Annotated in this window: 11 protein-coding genes and 3 pseudogenes; 5 read left to right on the top strand and 9 right to left on the bottom strand. The window is 38.7% G+C overall.

The genetic code is table 11. From position 1 onward, the window contains the following. Positions 1–243: 243 nt before the first annotated feature. Complete coding sequence (gene scyA, locus CDC33_RS09550; protein ID WP_109008282.1) at positions 244–2,130, bottom strand: scytonemin biosynthesis protein ScyA; 1,887 nt, start codon at positions 2,128–2,130, stop codon at positions 244–246. Between the two features lie 1,717 nt (positions 2,131–3,847). Here scyA and CDC33_RS09545 point away from each other — a divergent pair. After that, positions 3,848–5,827 (top strand): scytonemin biosynthesis sensor histidine kinase, encoded by a 1,980-nt coding sequence (locus CDC33_RS09545; RefSeq protein ID WP_109008281.1) that lies wholly within the window; start codon positions 3,848–3,850, stop codon positions 5,825–5,827. Positions 5,828–5,952: 125 nt separating this feature from the next. Then, positions 5,953–6,915 (top strand): response regulator transcription factor, encoded by a 963-nt coding sequence (locus CDC33_RS09540; protein WP_244919188.1) that lies wholly within the window; start codon positions 5,953–5,955, stop codon positions 6,913–6,915. A gap of 4 nt (positions 6,916–6,919) precedes the next feature. Here the strand turns inward: CDC33_RS09540 and CDC33_RS09535 are convergent, their stop codons facing one another. The 7 genes and pseudogenes from CDC33_RS09535 to CDC33_RS41890 all read right to left on the bottom strand — a co-directional run. After that, complete coding sequence (locus CDC33_RS09535) at positions 6,920–8,122, bottom strand: AAA family ATPase (RefSeq protein ID WP_109008280.1); 1,203 nt, start codon at positions 8,120–8,122, stop codon at positions 6,920–6,922. 474 nt (positions 8,123–8,596) lie between these two features. Next, positions 8,597–9,760 (bottom strand): bifunctional glutamate N-acetyltransferase/amino-acid acetyltransferase ArgJ, encoded by a 1,164-nt coding sequence (gene argJ / locus CDC33_RS09530; protein ID WP_109008279.1) that lies wholly within the window; start codon positions 9,758–9,760, stop codon positions 8,597–8,599. A 136-nt stretch (positions 9,761–9,896) separates the two neighbouring features. After that, positions 9,897–11,411 carry a hybrid sensor histidine kinase/response regulator gene (locus CDC33_RS09525; protein WP_109008278.1) on the bottom strand — a complete coding sequence of 505 codons (1,515 nt, stop codon included), beginning with the start codon at positions 11,409–11,411 and terminating at the stop codon, positions 9,897–9,899. Positions 11,412–11,423: 12 nt separating this feature from the next. Then, positions 11,424–12,113, bottom strand: coding sequence for a sensor histidine kinase (locus CDC33_RS41905; protein ID WP_439956633.1), 690 nt, complete (start codon positions 12,111–12,113; stop codon positions 11,424–11,426). Then, positions 12,087–12,437, bottom strand: a pseudogene (locus tag CDC33_RS41900) (PAS domain S-box protein); the annotation flags it as partial. The pseudogene CDC33_RS41900 and the gene CDC33_RS41905, both read right to left, overlap by 27 nt. 129 nt (positions 12,438–12,566) lie before the next feature. After that, positions 12,567–12,992 (bottom strand): annotated as a pseudogene (locus CDC33_RS41895) (PAS domain-containing protein); the annotation flags it as partial. Positions 12,993–13,028: 36 nt separating this feature from the next. Next, positions 13,029–13,376: pseudogene (locus tag CDC33_RS41890) on the bottom strand (hypothetical protein); the annotation flags it as partial. Positions 13,377–15,476: 2,100 nt separating this feature from the next. Between CDC33_RS41890 and CDC33_RS41885 the strand changes: the two are divergent. Then, positions 15,477–16,448 (top strand): WGxxGxxG family protein, encoded by a 972-nt coding sequence (locus CDC33_RS41885; protein ID WP_109008275.1) that lies wholly within the window; start codon positions 15,477–15,479, stop codon positions 16,446–16,448. Positions 16,449–16,653: 205 nt separating this feature from the next. Here the strand turns inward: CDC33_RS41885 and tnpA are convergent, their stop codons facing one another. Continuing rightward, a complete protein-coding gene (gene tnpA, locus CDC33_RS09505; RefSeq protein ID WP_109008274.1) occupies positions 16,654–17,055 on the bottom strand; it encodes an IS200/IS605 family transposase in 402 nt (133 codons plus the stop codon). 86 nt (positions 17,056–17,141) lie between these two features. Between tnpA and CDC33_RS09500 the strand changes: the two genes are divergently transcribed. Then, positions 17,142–18,431, top strand: coding sequence for an RNA-guided endonuclease InsQ/TnpB family protein (locus CDC33_RS09500; RefSeq protein WP_109008273.1), 1,290 nt, complete (start codon positions 17,142–17,144; stop codon positions 18,429–18,431). An 807-nt stretch (positions 18,432–19,238) separates the two neighbouring features. After that, complete coding sequence (locus CDC33_RS09485) at positions 19,239–19,622, top strand: hypothetical protein (protein ID WP_109008271.1); 384 nt, start codon at positions 19,239–19,241, stop codon at positions 19,620–19,622. Positions 19,623–19,766 lie beyond the last annotated feature (144 nt).

The raw sequence follows: 19,766 nt of genomic DNA, 5'->3' as shown, positions 1-19,766 counted from the left end.
GTAATTTGCATTACAAAATGTAAAGATATAGACACAAAAACGCTCTCGAATATTAATATTGGATGAAGCTAAGAAAAACTTAGGGTTAAAAAAGCATAAAAAAGCAAAAGTTCCAGTTGATTGGGTGTAGTTTTTTGGCTGGAATAAAGTTTTTACTGCTTCTAAATTCATCCTTTGTCTTTTGTGAATAGTTGAGATGTTTTAGTGTCTATAACAATTTAAGGAAATTGTCAGGTTTTAAAGTTAAACCATTGGAAATGAAATTTGCTTGGCTGGATTTTTAGCCGAATTTGATTTGACTCCTTGTGCTGCTAAACTTTTATTACGTGCACCAGAGGGTGCTGGTCGATCAGCGTCAATCACGACATCGATCAGAAAGGGAGCATTTGATGCGATCGCTTGTTGTAATGCTGCTTCGATCTCTGACTCTCTGACGACTACGAGTGCTTCTGCTCCCATACCACGAGCAATCATGGCGAAGTTTGTTGGTGGAAGTGTTGCATCTGCGCCCTTTAATCCCAAGATTTTCATCCCTTGATGGCACATGTTGTAACGCGCATCGTTGAGTACAATCCAGATTGCAGGAATTTTATATTTCACGGCTGTGCTGATTTCGTTATTCATCAGCATTGCTCCATCGCCAACAATCCCTACAGCTTTGCTATTGCTAGCCAACGCTGCACCCAATACTCCGGTAACGGCGTGACCCATTGCGCCAACTCCGGTGCTGACTCGGTAACGATTGGCTTCGGAAAATTGGAGGAGATGAGTTGACCAAGTAAAGGAGTTACCACACTCCGCCATTACTACGGCATCGGTATCTTCAACAATGATCTTTTGAATTGCTGCCATCAATACTTCTGGCCGCACTGGATAATCTACCTCTGGTGCAGGTTCAATTGCTTTGTGTTCTGGACGAGGTAGTGGCAAAGTTGTGGAATCAGGAGCATCCGGTAATTGCTGCAATAACTCTTCCACAAAAGCTTTGATATCAGACTGAATTGCCAAAGTTTCAACGTGGGGATAGGCTACACCTGGCACTTCGGGATCAATATCTACATGGATAAAACCTTCTTTTGGAACTAGTGCCGAACTCCAGAAGGAAGTAGGTTCACCAAGGCGAGTTCCTAATACGAGTGTGCGTAGTGGAGGTTGTTGTTCCATATAAGTTAAGACGGAAGCATGACCGCCTAAACCTGTAACACCCACAAACTGGGGATGATCTTCAGGGAAGATACCTTTACCACGGGGTGAACACATGACTGCTGCTCCGGTTCTTTCAGCGAGTTCAATGATTTCCTCTGCTGCGTTACGCGCACCGAAACCAACCCAGATGGCAAAGGGGCCAGATGATAATAACTCTACAGATTTTGCGATCGCTTGTTTTGAAGCAGTCATCGGAAACGGAGTAACATCTAGTTTAGGCAAGGATATGTTCTCAACTAAACTTGTCTGCACTGCGGTAGGAATGCTCAAATGGGCGACAAATCCGCCTGGTTGCGCCATAGCCAAAGCAAGTTTGCGGAAAACCTGCGGTAGTTGAGCCGCAGATTCAATAGTGATTGCATAGTTGAATAAAGCGCCTGGGGTAAAAATTCCCCCACTGGGCAATGTGTAAGTGCTGGTTTCTTGAATTGCCCAACGTCCACGTTGCGGTGCTGAGGTACAAGCCGATAACAAAATTACCTTTGCACCTTCACCACGAGCTGCAAATAACCCGGTAAGAGCATTCGTGATCCCCGGCCCTGCTGTGGTAAAAACTACAGTGGGGCGATTATTAGCAAAGTATGCTTCGGTCGCTGCAAATGCTGCTCCTGCTTCATGGCGGAAGTTCAACACGTTGATGCTGCTATTTGACAGCGCCCCCCAAAGGCTTGCCATCGCACCACCCGCCACACCAAAAGCGTAGTTTACTCCCAAATTTACCAACATCTGAGCGATCGCATCGGCAACTGAGAGCGTTGGGGGTGTTTCGTCGTTTAAAAAAGGCTGAATTTCGTTGTTATTCTCCGATTCATCAACCTGGCGAGAAACGTCAGATACAGATTCTACATATCTGTTTGCTGGAAATTCCTTGTATGGCTCAGTGGTGATTAGAGGAGAGTTTGAACCAGTATAGTTTTGACTCATTAGTTTCACGCAGTTACATAAAATTACACAAAGGCTTTTTAGTTTACAATCACAGTGATGGCAGTATTTTATACAAACGACTCTGTTGCTTTCACAGCTATGACCTAGCTTAGTCGGTTGTAGAAACGGTTAATCGCTGCTGATTGATGCTTGTGAGCGCACTACCAAAAATTTTTACCCAAAGCATACAGCAATCAATACTGTGCTTCTTGTGACCAGAATAAGGGACACAAAGACTGTTGTGCAATCAAATATTCTTTGATGAGGGTGTCAAATCTTTCGTTTTTACTATGGTGACTACAGTGCTTAAGTAGGTTGGCGGGGAAAAACTAAACCATATAAAGGGCTATAAACCAGCAAATAACCTTGATCCAAGCACTTCTCATAAACTTTACAAAACTCAATATAGTTAAGTTTAATAACGCTGCTTTAATTAAACGTCCCTCTTGGCGAGGTGCAATATGGTGATGCTTAGTACAAGCAAAGCCTATTTGCAATGAAAAATCTTTTGATGAAGCTGTTAATTTTTTCGCTTTTATCGTGATTGGGACATTTTCAACTTAGTTATTCTGAAAACTGCGTGGGCGTAGCCCGCCGTAGGCATCGCTGCAAAAACACATTATCAAATGTACAATAGAAAATTTTTTGATCTGATTGTCAATTCTTTTGCTTCTAGATTTCCCCTACCCTACACCACTTTCTCCAACCGAAAGAACCTTATAAGTCCTGTTTTGAAAGGGTTTAGGGCATTTTTTGTGAGTAAGTCCTAGTTTTAGAGCCTCACCCCGAAGCTGTCAACAGTCGAGAAAAAAGCTTGATTATTCACTCTTCAACTCGCCGTTACAAATTATCCGAGTTAAAGTATGAGCTTAACTACAACAGTTTGCCGGCCTTTATATTGCCACTAACAACTTATTGATGCAATTCTTTGTAACGAAAAATACATAATTATTTAACTTTTATCTTTCTTTTGAGAGATGGCTAAATACTAAATAGGTGATTTATTGAGAAAAATTATGATTTATGATGTATAGTATTACCTCAAAATCCGTACACTATAAATAAGTCTGTTTTATATATAACCAAAATCTAAAAACAACACGTAAAAAACCGCAATTTTTCTAATACAAATGTATTTCTGAGGACGGATGACTAAAGATATCCTTTTGTAGTTAAATCCCTGAGAGAGTAAGTTAAGATAATTTAAGAAAAATAAGTTGATGAATAAATTTTGTTCATTTAAGCCAAGCCCAGCAGTGCAAATTTCTTTATGTTGAAAATTAAACGAATCGACACCAATAGTTCGTCAAAACGCATGATTGGTGAACGATAAAGTTAAGTTGGCTCTGGTGCAGGACTAGTTTAAATGTAAAATATTTATTTTTTCTACTTATATACATTAGGAGTTTTGAACTCTTATCTAATAAATTTTATTGGCTAATCTTGATTTGATTCGTCTATATTTTCCTTGCTATATAAAGCTGCTTGGGACAAGAATAAATTTTAAATATTTAGTTTTTTTTAACCGAAGATTGGTTTAATAATTCACTTTTTATTGGTATGATAAGTTTTGTTAACAGGATTAGTAATATTTTTTAATTTACTAACTAATCTTATTCTTGAACAACCTAACGGTGCGCCAAAGATTTTAGTAAGTTATGACTATTAACTCATTAATGGCTATGGTACTGATTGATTACCAGGAGGAAGTAGGAATATGAATTCTGGCGATTCTACATTAGCTAGATCAAATAATCAATGGGTGCTACAACCAGAAGTAGAGATGAAGTTTGCTCACTTCCTAATAAATCACGCTGTAGATGCTGCCTTCTGTTTAGGAGAAAACGCACAGTTTCTTTACGTCAACGATGCCACTTGTCGGATGACTGAGTATTCGCGTGAAGAATTACTTTCCATGAGGCTGCATGATATAGATGTAGATTTTTCTCTACACAATTGGTCAGATATTAGCTCACAAAATTCCCTTACCTTTAAATCTCGTTACCGGACAAAAAGAGGTCGAATATTTCTGGTAGAAATATCCATTAGCTATGTCAAACAACAAGATATGGAATTTGGCTGTGCTTTTGTTCGTGAGATAAGTGATGAAATAGTAGAACTGAGCGTGCAAAAGTGGACTGATGAATTAAGGGATGCCAAAGACAATTTGCAACAGGAATTTTCTCAACTCAAGGCAAAAGAAGTAGAACTAGAAACATCTCTTTCTTTGCTTCGTTCTACTCTCGAATCTACTGCCATTGGTATTGTTGCAGTTAACTTTGAGGGAGATATTCTGAGCTTGAATCAGAAATTTGTGGATATGTGGCAGATCCCGGAGTCTCTAATACTATCTAAGAAATGCCCTCGATGCAAAGCCTTTTTTGAGAACCAACTTAAAGATCCACAAGCCTTTAGTCGGCTGATTTGGGAAGTGTCTAGCCAATCTGATTTCGAGAGCTACGACATTCTGGAGTTGAACGATGGAAGAGTTTTTGCACACTACTCTAAGCCTCAATGGCTCGATAGCAAAATTATTGGTAGAGTGTGGAGTATTTGGGATATTACCGAATCGAAACAGACTGAAGAAGCATTGCGGTTGAATGCAGCTAGATTTCGGGCTTTAGCAGAAACAACAGATGTTAGCACCTTTCTGATTCAAGGCACGCGACTTTGCTATATAAATCCAGCAGTAGAGCAACTCACTGGCTACACAAAAGAGGAACTGCTAACAGGCTTTGATCTTCGCAGACTGATTAAAAGCAAAAAAGGCAGGCAGATACGTAAGCAGGGTGAAGCAGCAAACTTTGAATATCAGGAGATGAGTATTCTGACAAAAAACGGTACGGAGCGCTGGCTAGCTTGCGCGGTTGCAATGCTGGATGGAGGGCTGGATTTTGGTGGAAAATCAGTAGAAATGGTTGCAGGCATCGATATTACCGATTACAAATATGCAGAATTAAGTCTTAACCAAGCTTTAGAACAAGCCAAACAACTTAGCGAACTAAGAGCGCGTTTTCTTTCTATGGTTTGCCATCAATTCCGTACACCACTAAATATTGTTTCATTTTCTAATAGCTTACTAAAGGAAGAAGTAGACAAACGTACACAGAAGAAAATACAACCATTACTAGATCACATTCAAAAAGCTACCGAACAACTCAGTCAGATGTTGGATGATATTTTGTTCTTCTCTAAAACAGAAGCAGCAAAAATAAACTGTGAACCTAAACCACTGGAGTTAGTTGAGTTCTGTAATGATTTAGTTGCCCAAATGCAGATGAGCATTAGCCAAATTCCGATTAATTTTGTAAGTCAATATAGCTCTTTAATAGCCTGTATAGATAAAAAACTGTTAGAGCCAATTTTGAAAAATTTGCTCGACAATGCAATAAAGTATTCTCCCTCGCACATTGCAATTGATTTGAAACTTTCTTGCAAAAATGAGAAAGTAATTTTTCAGGTTAAAGATAGGGGGATCGGTATTTCAGTAGCAGATCAGCAACGAATATTTGAACCATTTTACCGTGGTACTAATATTGATAGTATACCTGGTACTGGATTAGGACTATCAATTCTTAAAACCCTTGTAGATTTACATCACGGTCAAGTATTTGTAGAAAGTCAAGTTGATGTAGGTACTACATTTACTGTGATCTTGCCATTAATCAAATCAGAGTTTAGTAGTTCCGAGTTGTGAATGTTGAATTTAAGATAATTCTTAATTAACAGCTTAACAATCATAACTCTCGGAACGAAGTAATTAATCTCACGCCTATTTACATACTCACCAAAAAGTATAGTAAGCAGCTTCTGCGAAAAGTTATGGTAATAAAAATTATGCATGAATCACCAAAGAAAATTCTTGTCATTGAAGATGATAACGTTACCCGCAACCTTTATTTAATGGGTCTTGAGGCTAAAGGTTTTGATACGATAGGTGCTGACAACGGTCTTGCTGGTATCCAACAAGCACAAGAGTATATACCCGACTTAGTAATTTGCGATATCACAATGCCTGATATGGATGGTTATAGCGTTTTAAATACGCTACGCCAAGATCCTGTTACAGCAATTATTCCGTTCATTTTTCTGACTGGTAGTAGTACCAAAGCAGATGTTCGCAAAGCTATGGAATTGGGAGCAGACGACTATCTTACCAAACCTTCTACACTAGACGAATTACTCAGAGCGATCGCTATTCGCCTACAAAAGCAAGCTACCCTACAATACTGGTGGGCGATGAAATTAGAAAAAGCTCCACAATCAGTATTTGCAGAGAATACCACAGCGATCGCTGTAGGTGGTGGTGTTGGCGTTAGCGATAGCGAAGCGGTAGCGACGTTAGGAGCGTCAGTCAGTAGGGAAGTCTCTGGTAGAGAAGCACCTGATACAGAAATCATGATCCCTCCCAAGTCAATTTTTCCTTACATTCCCCAATTAAAAGAAGTTTTTGACTTTATCGAAGCTAATTATCATCTAGGAATTACTTTGTGTGATGTGGCTGTTGCTGTTGGTTACTCACCTGCTTATTTAACTAACCGAGTAGCAAAGCAAACAGGTGAGACTGTAAACTGCTGGATTGTCAAACGCCGGATGGCGGGAGCACGTTTTCTACTCCAAAATAACGATCAGACAGTCGAGAAGATAGCGAAAGCATTAGGCTATCAGGATGTGTCTCATTTCTCCCGCCAGTTTCGCCAACATCACGGTTTACCTCCCCAAGCTTGGCGCAAAGAGCATCAACTTGTATCACAAAAACAGGTAAAACTTTGGCAAAATTGCTGAAACTTCAAATAAATAGTTGCGTAAACTCATATATTAAATCCACCCTGCCTTTACGTAACATGGCTGGATCTAATCTTTCAGTAGTATTGCAAGTCATCAACACAACTAAGCGTTGCTGCATCTGAATACCAGACTCATCAATTACACTCTGATACAAAGTACCATCTAGCAAACTCAGAATGTGTTCGGTTTTGTTATTGTATTGCGCTACCTCAGAAGCACGATTTTGCGCTAGATTATCAGCTTCGTTAATAACGATACAAATACGCTCTATGTAAGTCGGTGGGACAAAGTTAGCGATCGCATCATGATCTAAAATAAAAATTACATACCCCAAAGGTACAAGAATTTCTTTTGCTACTGCTTGTGTCCAGACTGTCTTACCAGTACCTGGTTGCCCATGTACAACAACCGCTAACTGGTTTTGATTCAGAATCGCTTGTTGTACAGAATCAGTAAAGTTTTGGATATCTGCTGGAAATGTGCGAATGTTAAATTGACTGTGAACCTTGCCTACACGACTTTGATATCCACTCAGCATAACTGCTAAGTCATAAGTCGCTTTGTTAATTAGTGGCGCGAGATTTTTCGCCATTAAACTATATTGTCGTCGTCCGCGATCGTAGGGATCAATTTGCAACCAAACGTCATACTTTGCCCAGTAAGCATAAACAGTATTGATAACGTCTAAGCGTTCCCAGCTAATAAATTTATCTATAGGAAAATAAAAATCTCTTTCTGAGTAATACTGGGTAATAATGTCGGGATTACCTAACACTCCTAAAACTCGTAGTACTGTAATTTCTTGTAGTCGATTAAGAACATAATCAATGGGAATGCTACTACGACTAACGAATTGAACGATGGGCGTTTCCGTACTCAAAACATCTTTGTAGCGATGATCTGGTGATTGAGGATCTGGCGTGATGTAATTCCAAAACTTTTCAACTTCGTAGCGGGTATTTTCAGATACAACATTTAATATATTAGCCCACCAAGCATAATTATTTCGTCCCAAAACATCAGCAAGATTACTCGCTAAATTCAAGCTTTTTTGAGTTAATTCGCGGTAGTCACTATACAACAGTTGCCACAAAAACTCCCAGTCTAATTCTCGGTTAAACGGTCGCCAACCGCTAGCAAGCAAACTTTGTCGGGTATTATTTGTCGGAGTGCCTTCATTACTTCTAAAATAGTCAAAATCCATATTTATTAGTTATGTAGCGTTAATCGAGTTATTTGAGATTAAGTATGAGATTTTGAAAAATTTTTCTCGTAATATTAACTAATTGGGTACAAATGGTAATTTGATTTTCACCGCGCTGTACTGGCTAGTAAACCTTTTTAATCTAACTCATTCTTTATGTAACATACTATAATACACAATAACTACTTACGTCAACTTTTTTAACAAAGCAATTAGTTCTTCATGTACCTGCGCCACTTATCCATCTCTAGATGACGACTAATGCTATCACCGTGGAATTGCTCATAAGATAAAGCACATAACCGCATTTTGACTGATACCATTTCTCTCATTGCTAGCTGGACTACCTACACAAGTAGGAAAACCTCATCCAGGCTTGAATCTGTTAGGATGCGTTAGGGCTAATGTCCATAACGCACCGAAAATATGGGATGGTGCGTTAGCCTACGGCATAACACACCCTACAAATGTTAATCAAGTTGAATATTTGCCATTAATTTCTATATAGCCTTCTGAAAGATCGCAACCCCATACAGTTGCAGAGGCGTCGCCAATATTGAGGCTAACATGAATTCTTACTTGATCTTTGGACATGATTTGCCGCAACTGTTCCAGATTTTCATCAGTTAAGGTATTAGGATAAACTTTCACGTTATCAAAACTAATAACAACTATCTCTGGATTTATCTGCTGTTCATTTTCACATTTGCCTATAGCCATAGCGACTCGTCCCCAATTCGGATCTGCTCCATAGACGGCGGTTTTTACTAATGGTGAATTCACAATTGCTTTAGCTACTGTTTTAGCTTGTGTATAGTTAATTGCTGAATCCACAGTCACCTCAATAATTTTAGTAGCGCCTTCTGCATCTCTGGCAATTTTCAGCACCAATTCTTGTGCAACTTCTTGCAATGCACTGGCAAAATCTGCTTCTGAAACTTCACCGGCTATTCCATTAGCTAGAATCACGGCAGAGTCACTAGTAGAAGTGTCAGTATCTACACTTAGGCAGTTAAAAGTTTTATCTATAGTAGAGCGAAAAATAGAACGAAGGCTATTTGCAGAAATTGCCGCGTCAGTAAAAAAGAAAGTTAGCAGGGTAGCCATATTAGGCTCAATCATGCCAACACCTTTAGCAATTCCTACTAGTTTGGCATTGCCTATTTGTCGTGTAGCTATTTTTGGGACTGTATCGGTGGTCATAATACCACGGGCTGCGGCATGAAAATCAGCAGCAGTCAATTTTTTGCCCAATCCTAATAAACCTGCCCGGATTTTTTCAATTGGGTAACGTCTGCCAATTACACCTGTAGAAGCTATCACAATATTATGTGCAGCAATTCCAGTTTCGGTTGCAACTAATTGCAAAACTTCTTGGGCGTCAGAGATGCCAACAGAACCATTAGCTACATTTGCATTCTTAGATATAACAACAATTCCTTGTGCTTGTGAATCTTTTAAATTATTACGGCTAATAGTAACGCTTGGCCCGGCAAAAAGACTTTGAGTAAAGACTCCATCAGCAACACAAGGAACTGATGATTTAATAAATACAAAATCATCAGTTGTATCTCGTATTCCCAAATTAGTAATGAATGCACTAAAACCTTGAGGTGTGGAAGATATATGTAATGACATTTTTCTGAATTTAATAATTTGGATTAATTATCTCATACCATTACAAAAATATTGGTGACAAATAAATCGGTTGTAGGGGCGTATAGATGTGTGCCTCTAGCTATATGTTGCAAAAGTTTTAATAGAAGCTAAAAACCTATAAATCAGTTAACGTGACAGTAAATGTCGTCCATCCATTATTGCTTTCTACTTGAATGTTTCCTTGCAGTTGTTTGACTAATTTCTGTACTATAGGTAAACCTAATCCCGAACCACCTTGATTCCAGATGTCTGCATTGGGAATGCGATAAAATTTCTCAAAGATTCGTGGTAACTCTGTTACCGGAATTTCTGCTGAATTACTAATAGTAATAATGGTTTTTGCAGGCACTTCCAAGGAATTGTGACGTACACTTAGGACAATTTCACCACCCGCAGGTGTGTATTTACAGGCATTATTAAGCAATTCTACTAAAATTCGTTCCAAGTTAATGCCATCTGAGAACAAGGGCGGGAGATTTGAAGCAAGATTTATCTGTAGGGTTTGCTGATGTTCTTGAACACGGATTTGAAATGGCTCAATAACCCAAGGTAACCACTGTTGTAAGAGCAAGGAATCAGGTGTCATCACTGGATAGTATGAGTTTTCCAAGCGTTGTAAGTCTAGTAGATCGTTAATTAATCCTAGTTCGCGATCGCACTCACCCTCCATCAGTTCTAGATAGCGTTGAGCTTCCTCAGTAAGAGGAGATAGTTGGATCATTTGAATCATTAACTTTATATTACCCAGAGGCGATCGTAGTTCATGAGAAACTAAATTCAAAAAATCATTTTTGAGTTGATTTATCTCCTCCCATTGCACCAGAAGTTGTTCTTGCTCAATTTGCTTTTTACGCGTCTCAATCGCTCGTTTGCGCTCAGTAATATCTCGAAAAACTAATACAGCACCTGTAATATTATCTTGATCATCTTTTATTGGTGCAGCACTATCATCAATTGGGATTTCTCCACCATCTTTAGTAATCAGAATAGTTTCTGCTGGGATACTGATGATAATACCATTTTGAAGGACTTTTATGATTGGGCTTTCAAGAGAGTCATGAGTTTCTGCATTAGCAATATTGAATATTTCTGATGAATTCCTGCCACAAGCTTCTTCCTGTTTCCATCCGGTTAGATTTTCGGCAACCGGATTCATAAAAGTTACCAATTCTTGCATGTCGCTAGCAATGACACCATCGCTGATACTCTTTAAAAGCGTATCTAGCCATTTTTGATTTACCTTTAATTGCTTTTCTAAACCATGTTTAGTCAGAGTTATTTCAATATTTATTTGTAGTTCTCTTTCTTTAAAAGGTTTGATTAGGTAAGCAAAAGGCTCGGTTATCTTAGCTCGTGTTAATGTGTTTTCATCTGCATAAGCAGTCAAATAAATTACTGGAATATCCAAACGTTTATAGATTTCTTCGGCAGCTTCTATCCCATCCATCGTTCCTTTAAGCTTAATATCCATTAGTACTAAATCGGGGGATATTTCTACTGCTTTATTAATTGCTTCTTCTCCTGAAGAAGCTATAGCAGGAACAGTGTAACCGAATTTTATAAGTCGAAGCTGCAAATCTTTGGCAACAATAGCTTCATCTTCCACAACTAAAATTTTTGCCTTTGTCATATTTTAGTTATTTTATATTAATGTAAATTTCACTTGGCATTCTACTCCGCTATCACCTTGGATATCAATATTACCTGTAATTTGATTGGTTAAAGCATCTACTAACTGCCAGCCTAAAGAAGCCATGTTTTTAAAATTGAAATTCGATGGTAAACCAATCCCATCATCACTAACTATAAGTGTAATCTCATGGTCAATGTTTTTGCTCATTTCGATATAAATCGTACCATTTCTACCTGCTGGAAATGCATATTTTAAAGAATTAGATACAAGTTCATGGATAATTAAACTACAGGGAATTGCTGTATCCAAGCCAAGAAATACTTGCTCATCGATATTTACTCTCAGAGCGATCGCATTTTCATTTACTTCATAAGCACTAAATAAACTTGCTACCAAATCTCGAATATATTCACCGAAGTTAATCCTTGCCAAGTCTTGAGACTGATACAATTTTTCGTGAACTAAAGCCATTGAGGCAATTCGCTGCTGGCTTTGTTTAAATATTACTAAATCGTCTGGATCTTTGATATAAGCAGATTGCAAGCTTAACAAACTAGAAATAACCTGTAAATTATTTTTGACTCGATGGTAAATTTCTTTTAATAATACCTCTTTTTCTAAGAGTGAAGCTTGAATTTGTGCCTCCCACTCCTGGCGATCGCGCTGTGCGGCTTGTCGTTCGCTAATGTCTTCGACCACAGAAATAAAATACTTTGGCTCCCCACTCGCTTCGCGCATTAAAGACACGGTGAGATTAACCCAAACAATGGAGCTATCTTTGCAGAAATAACGCTTTTCTATCGAATAAGTTTGAATATTATCTGCTAAAATCTGATCAATATATTTCAGGTCGGCATCAAGATCATCTGGATGAGTAATATCTTGGAAAGTTAGCAACTGTAGTTCTTCGGGTGTATAACCGACAATATCGCAAAGCCTCTGGTTAACTAATAACCACCTTCCATTTATAGCTACATGGGCGATGCCAACAGCAGCTTGATGGAATGTAGCACGAAATCGCTGTTCGCTTTCTCGCAATGCTTGTTCTATTCGCTGGCGCTCAGTAATTTCTGCCTGTAGTGATTGATTAATTTTTGTTAATTCTGCTGTCCGTTCCTCAACCTTGCTTTCTAGTTGGTTAAGTAGGCTACTTAGTGCCTTCTCTGCTTGCTTGCGCTCAGTAATGTCAGTATGTGAGCCTACCATCCGCACTACGTTACCATCTTCATCCCACAGTGCTTGACCTCGATCCAAAATCCATTTGTAAGTCCCATCTTTACATAAAAATCGATATTCGATAGTGTAAAACGGTGTTTTATGAGCAAAATGATCTTGAACTGCTTGTGTCACCCAGTCAAGATCATCAGGATGCACTTGTGTGAGGTATTCATCTAAATAGTTAGAAATTTCCTTGTCTTCGTAACCGAACATTTCCTTCCAGCGAACCGAAAAGAACATTTCATTGGTTTTAACATTCCAGTCCCAAATTCCATCATTATTGCCGCGCAAAGCTAATTGCCATCGTTGTTCACTTTCCCTCAGCACCTTCTCAGTCCGTATGCGTTCAGCAATTTCCTTTGCTAGTTGGGTATGACTCGGTAGAGCCAGTGCCTGGGGTATTAATGGCACAAGTTCTATGGCTGTTAATACTGAGATAAAAGCAGTGATAGCTTTAATTAACCCTGATAGCCAATAGGTAGGATACCAAAGCGTCCACACATCCATTAAATGGGTTGTGCCACAAGCAACGATAAATATGCCAAACATTAGGAACATCCAACCAAAAGGCACATCTCGCCGTTTACGGACAAAATAAACCAACATTACTGGAATTGAATAATAAGCAAGTCCAGTTAACACATCTGAAACGAGATGCAACCATACCAATCCTGGTTTCCAGAGGTAGCAATGTCCGTGAGGAATAAACTGGCTAGTAGAGAAAAAATTATTTAAAAATTCCATCATAAAAACCTATACACTGCACAAGTCTTCACCAAAGCCCAAAGTGCGCTAAAGTGCGAAGAAAGAGGTTTTGAGACTAAGACCTCTGTAGACGCGCAGAGGCTTAGAGAGTGGCTTCTGATACTCTAAAGAAGAACACGTTCGGCGTTTGTCAGAGCTTTCGTGTACTAGCGTTGGGCTAGTACAGAATAGCAGTTAGAGCTTTTACATCCTCTATCTGTCATCCTTTCTGAGTTTTCAAGCTGAGGATGTAAGGTTTATTGAAATAAAAGTACCGCGATCGCTTTGATTTTTGTTACCGTAGATTCTCTGAAATGAATTCTTTAATATATATAGATGCCTTCAAAAAAAATACAGTAATATTTCGCTCGTATAAAATAACTAGTACTGAAATTTTAAGTATATTTTCGGTTTAATAGCTTTCAAATTTCTGTATACTACGTAAAAATTATAAAAGTTCGGTTCCCCATGATTCACACTATACGGTGATACCTGCTTTTTACTTAGTGGCACGCTGACGAGTTTCCTTCTCCTTCTCTTGGGGTCACTACTGACAATGACCAAATGAACTCAGGAATTTTGCTAAAGATGTTCAAATATGAATCTAAGTAAATCGGCACGGAAAACCAACCATCTAAAAATAAATAAATACGCCAGGTTACTGAAAATATGGGCGCTCATCTAAGGGGATTTCTAGTGTTAGCATAAATTTACGCTCACACTTTTTATTTGTCCAAAATCCAATAACGATCGCTCACGACAACAAAATTTTAGATATTGCAGTTCGCATGAGCCATTTGGAAGATAGTATATGCTTCTCTGGTCAAACAAGTTTCGTGACATACCAAATGGATGAAAACTCAACGCTAGTACATTCTGAATATATCTTTGGGAATACCATTTTAGTTTAATGTTCGTACAGCCAGTGGAGACGCAGAAGGTAAAGAATTTATATAAGTCATTTCACTTAATGACTTATACAAACTAACTGACAATAAAGATATTCCTTAAGTCTAATGTAAGACACACCTGAAGTATGAAGTTATAAATTTTCAAGTGAAATATACTTGCATAGCATCTTAATCTAGTCTCAAATGTTAGCAGCATTTAGCTGGTTAAAATTTCTAGTTTATTTTCCATCCAACTAACAAAAATTAATGTAATAAAGTCATTAGATTAAGTAAGGTCAAAATTCTGTTTAACTTAGCGATCGCTTGTATTTATTAAATAAGCCAGTGTAAATAATTAAAAGGTCTGTAGTTTACCCTATTGAGTAAGCAAGCTAAACGTCATGTCTTATATTATATATATGGCTTTAGAGGCTATAACCAGCTACTTTAATGATTTATAGTTGTATTTATCTTCCCTATTTAGTTAACGCATCTAAAGAAGTAACTAAAAAATCCTTACATTCATTATGATTGGTACGAAATTTTATGGTTAAAGATTTTGTTTTTTGTCTACAAGAAGCAGCTTTATACTTTATATCCAAAAAATCCCGACCACATAAAGATCCTTGTAAATGTTTTGTGAACCCTCCCTGTGGATGTGCCAATCCAGGGCAGAATTCCCAGTGTGAAGATTGTGCTTATCTTGAAGCCTGCTTGTCTAATTGCAAGCTCCAAAAATTTTCATTATCTTCACGTTCGTAAACTAACTTTAATGCCAAATTAATTCCTGCGATAGAATTGACTTTACTCTTATGGTAGAGGCCCAGCACAAAAGTAGCAGCTATCCTGAATAAGAATCACAAAATAATTCACAATAAGTAATTAAAAGTTATGATGCGAGTGAATGTAATTTTATAAAAAATAAACATTATTATTCCTTGCAGTTGTGAATAAACAACTTTGTTATTGGGTTCACAATCAGATCATCAATTAGTAATTACTAATTATGAATTAGTTTGAATCTGAGAAACAGTTAAATAAATTGTTGTGTGTGGGAGCTTAAAATGCTTTCAATTTTCCAAAAGAAACTAGGTTAAAGACTCCTCAATCTGTCTTGTAAAAAATTCCCTAATTTAGCAGTAGATTGAGTAGACAATATCGGTTTTGAAAATCAAGTACAGAAATCTAGAACATAAAAGGAACTATAACTATGAAGCCTTTTGATTTATCTAAAGCTGTTTTGGCTACTGTCTTTGCCATCAGTTTCGCTTCTTTGTCCTTACCTCCTTCTGTTTCTGCTCAAAGCGGAGGCTCTGGTAGCGGAAGCTCTGGTAGCGCAGGCTCCAGTGCTGGCAGTAGTAGCTCAGGTAGTAGTGGTACAAGTGGTACAAGTGGCACTACAGGTACAGGTAGTGGTGGTACAAGTGGTATAGGTGGCACTACAGGTACAAGTGGCACAAGTGGCACTACAGGTACAGGTAGTAGTGGTACAAGTGGTATAGGTGGCACTACAGGTACAGGTAGTGGTGGTACAAGTGGTATAGGTGGCACTACAGGTACAAGTGGCACAAGTGGCACTACAGGTACAGGTGGCACAAGTGGCACTACAGGTACAAGTGGCACAAGTGGCACTACAGGTACAGATAGTAGTGGTATGGGTGGCACTACAGGTACAGGTAGTAGTGGTATGGGTGGCACTACAGGTACAGGTAGTAGTGGTACAAGTGGTATGGGTGGCACTACAGGTACAGGTAGTAGTGGTATGGGTGGCACTACAGGTACAGATAGTAGTGGTACAAGTGGTATAGGTGGCACTACAGGTACAGGTAGTAGTGATACAAGTGGCACTACAGGTACAGGTACAGGTAGTAATGGTACAAGTGGCACTACAGGTAGTGGTACAGGCACTGGCACTACAGGTAGTGATGCTACAGGTAGTGGGACAACAGGCAGTGATGCTACAGGTACTGGCACTACAGGTAGTGGGACAACAGGTAGTGATGCTACAGGTACTAATAGGAATGCAGGCGTTGCAGCTTCCGAAAGAACTAGCGATCGCGGTTTCGATTGGGGTTGGCTAGGTTTACTTGGTCTAGCCGGTTTAGCAGGTCTAGCTCGTAATCGTGAAAAAGTCCGGGCTTATAACGATCCTAATGAAGTAACAGGTACTCGTTCTAGATAGTATTTACCAACACTGTAGGAGCTATAGAACTGTTGTTTGTTTTAACTTCAGGCTATTACAGTGGTAAAACTAGATGTATGTGTAGGGGCACAATATATTGATATTGCGCCCCTATAATCACAAAAACTTCGCTGAACGGCAGGGAAGCCACTTGGCAATAGATGCGTGGAGGAAGTGCCAACGGTGGTTTAAACCACCGTCAAGATTAATTATGATGTGGATCTTCGATATACCTTTTAATTACGTCTGTTGAAACCTGTCCGGTAGTGGAGTAGAAATAACTATTAGTCCATAGGCTAGGTAGTTTTAATAATTGTGGAAATTCTTTACGTAACATATAGGATGAACGTCCCTTGAAGGCTTTTACTATCTGATTAATAGCGATATCCGGTTGATGCTCCACAAATAAGTGTACATGGTCGGGGGCGACTTCTAACGCTAAAACATCCCAGTCTTTTTCTAAAGCTAGCTCATTAATGATTTGTCTAAGGCGTTTAGCTATCTCCCCAACCAAAACTCTTTTTCTTCGTTTTGGTATCCAGACTAAATGAACTACTGCATTACCTTTTGAATGATTACCAGTTCTATACTCAAGGGCGGCTTTCATGTTGTTTATTTCGACCTGTTGACAAACTTAGTTTAACTTAGCTATAGTTGACAGGTCAAGAAAAACGACAAAAAGGTATTTGAACTGTGTATGGATGTCAGCAGATTTTAATTACCCCAAACAAGGATTTAAAAGCCTTGCTTGAGTATGTTTGCACAGAAGCAAATAGCTTAATTAATTGCGGAATTTACTACAGTCGTCAGCTTTATTTCAAGACAGGTAACTTACCAAATAAAGCCGATTTACACAAGCAGCTAGGAACTATTCAAAAGAATAAGCATTATCAAGCTTTATATTCAGATACGGCGCAACAGATATTAACTAGCGTGGCTGAATCTTTCAAGTCTTACATTGGTTTAGTGAAGGGGATAAAGAAAGGCACAGTTACTCAAAAACCCAAACTACCTAATTACAGGACATCTGGGGGTTTAGCCTTAGCCACCTTTACAGGGCGCTCTCTTAAATTAAAAGACGGGATGCTCAGGTTTCCTCTAGGTAGCTTGGTAAATATCTGGTTTGGTGTTGATTGTTTTGATCTGCCCATGCCGACAAATTTAGACTTTAAAAGCATCAGAGAAGTTAGAATATTGCCAAGAAACAGATGCTTCTATGCGGAGTTTGTCTACAAAACAGACTCAAAGATTGTCGAGTTTGATAAATCTAAAGTATTGGGAATTGACCACGGAATAGATAACTGGTTAACCTGTGTGTCTAATATAGGAACGTCTTTTATAGTCGATGGGTTACATCTAAAATCTTTCAATCAATGGTACAACAAGTCAGTTGCCAAAATAAAGGAAGGAAAACCTCAAGGATTTTGGTCTAATAGACTTGCAGTCATTACAGAAAAACGTAATCGTCAGATGCGAGATGCTGTTAATAAAGCTGCAAGAGTTGTAATAACCCATTGTGTTGATAATCAAATTGGTTCGATTGTTTTCGGTTGGAATGAAGGACAAAAAGATGGTGCTAATATGGGTAAAACGAACAATCAAAAGTTTGTTCAAATCCCTACGGCTAGGCTGAAAAAACGTATTGAGCAGTTATGTGAACAATACGGGATTGATTTTATTGAAACTGAAGAGAGTTATACCTCCAAGAGTTCGTTTATCGACAATGATTTGCTACCTACATTCGGCGCAAAACCTGAAGGGTGGAAAAGCAGTGGTATTCGGATAACAAGAGGTCAGTTTCAAACCTCAACGGGAATCAAAATAAATTCAGACTGCCACGGGGCAATTAATATAATCAGAAAAGTAGCTGCGATATTTAAGTTTGACTTAAGTGGAGTAGGTAGAGGCTGTTTAAGTCAGCCTAAGAAAGTTCGATTGTGGACTCTTCAGAAATCCCCGTGTCTTCAGACCGGGGAAGCTTAACCCATTCAATTCGCTGCAAACTACTGCTTGTGGCTAAAACAATCAAGCGATCGCCAGCGTAAAGCTTAACATCATACCAGGGCATCAACGAGTAATTGTCTTTTTTATTTCGCGCAGTCTGTAAGAACTTCCGCTTTAACGTTTTTTATTTCGCGCAGTTTGTAGGAACTTCCGCTTTAACATTTCAGTATTTCGCGCAGTCTGTAGCAACTTCTGCTTTCTCTGTAGGAACTTCTGCTTTAACATTTCGGTATTTCGCGCAAGCTGTAGCAACTTCTGCTTTCTCTGTAGGAACTTCTGCTTTAACATTTCGGTGTTTCGCGCAAGCTGTAGCAACTTCCGCTTTCCTTGCAAGAACATCCGTTTTAACGTTTCGGTGTTTCGCGCAATCTGTAGCAACTTCTGCTTTCCCTGCAAGAACTTCTGTTTTAACCTTACTCAGTGGTAAGTCGTGAGTAAGGAAAAAGTCAGGGCGGATTTACTTAATGCAAGAGGGTTTGTAGTAAACACAAAGCCTGCTTAGAAAAAAAGAGCTTAGATCCTTACTACGAATTTGTTTACCCCTCAATTCAAAGCTGACAGACTACTACAGATTTATAACAAATCTAAATTTTTTATAACCGCAATGGTTCTTTGTGAAGCCACTGCGGTTATGAGAGAAAGAGAGGGGGATAAAATTGGTAAAATTACTCAAATTTTAGTCTTAAAAAAAATAAATAGTTTTACGCAGGACAACCTTTTAAAAAATTGTCCATTATAGAATTACTAAAAACTTAAGTTCTTTTTTTAGGTAAAGGAGTATTAAGAATGGCAAGGCGAAAACGCGATTCACGTATTCTTAGCAAAGCTGAGATGCGCTTGGCAAGTATTAAATCTATCAGTTCTACTCTAGATGTGGGAGATAATTTAACGGTTAAAGATTATACAGGGAAAATTGCGAGTCTCCGTCAATCTCTGGAAGCCTACAATACCACTCTCTCTACTATTGATGTTTTATTAACCCAAATCACCGAAAATGAAAGAGATTTGGCAGACTATTCTGAAAAAATTTTGCTTGGTATTGCTTATAAGTTTGGTAAAAATAGCCACGAGTATCAAATGGCTGGTGGTACTCGTAAAAGCGATGTCTCCGACCGGCTACGCCAACGCAAGCGTACTGTGCGCCAAGGTGTTGTTTTAACTACCAGCTAAGAGCAAAACTCCTATTAGTACGCTTTGCATAACCAAAGTAAAGATGAGGGGATAAGGAAAATTAGAAGGATACGGAATAGACATCTCGAAAGAAGAATTGTTTTGATCTAGCATTGCTACTTCTCTACAAGGGTTCTAGATAAG

It is taken from the genome of Nostoc commune NIES-4072 (genome assembly GCF_003113895.1).
Classification (GTDB): domain Bacteria; phylum Cyanobacteriota; class Cyanobacteriia; order Cyanobacteriales; family Nostocaceae; genus Nostoc; species Nostoc commune.
Note: the sequence above shows the minus strand (reverse complement) of the source record. Positions and strands in the feature narration are given on the sequence as shown.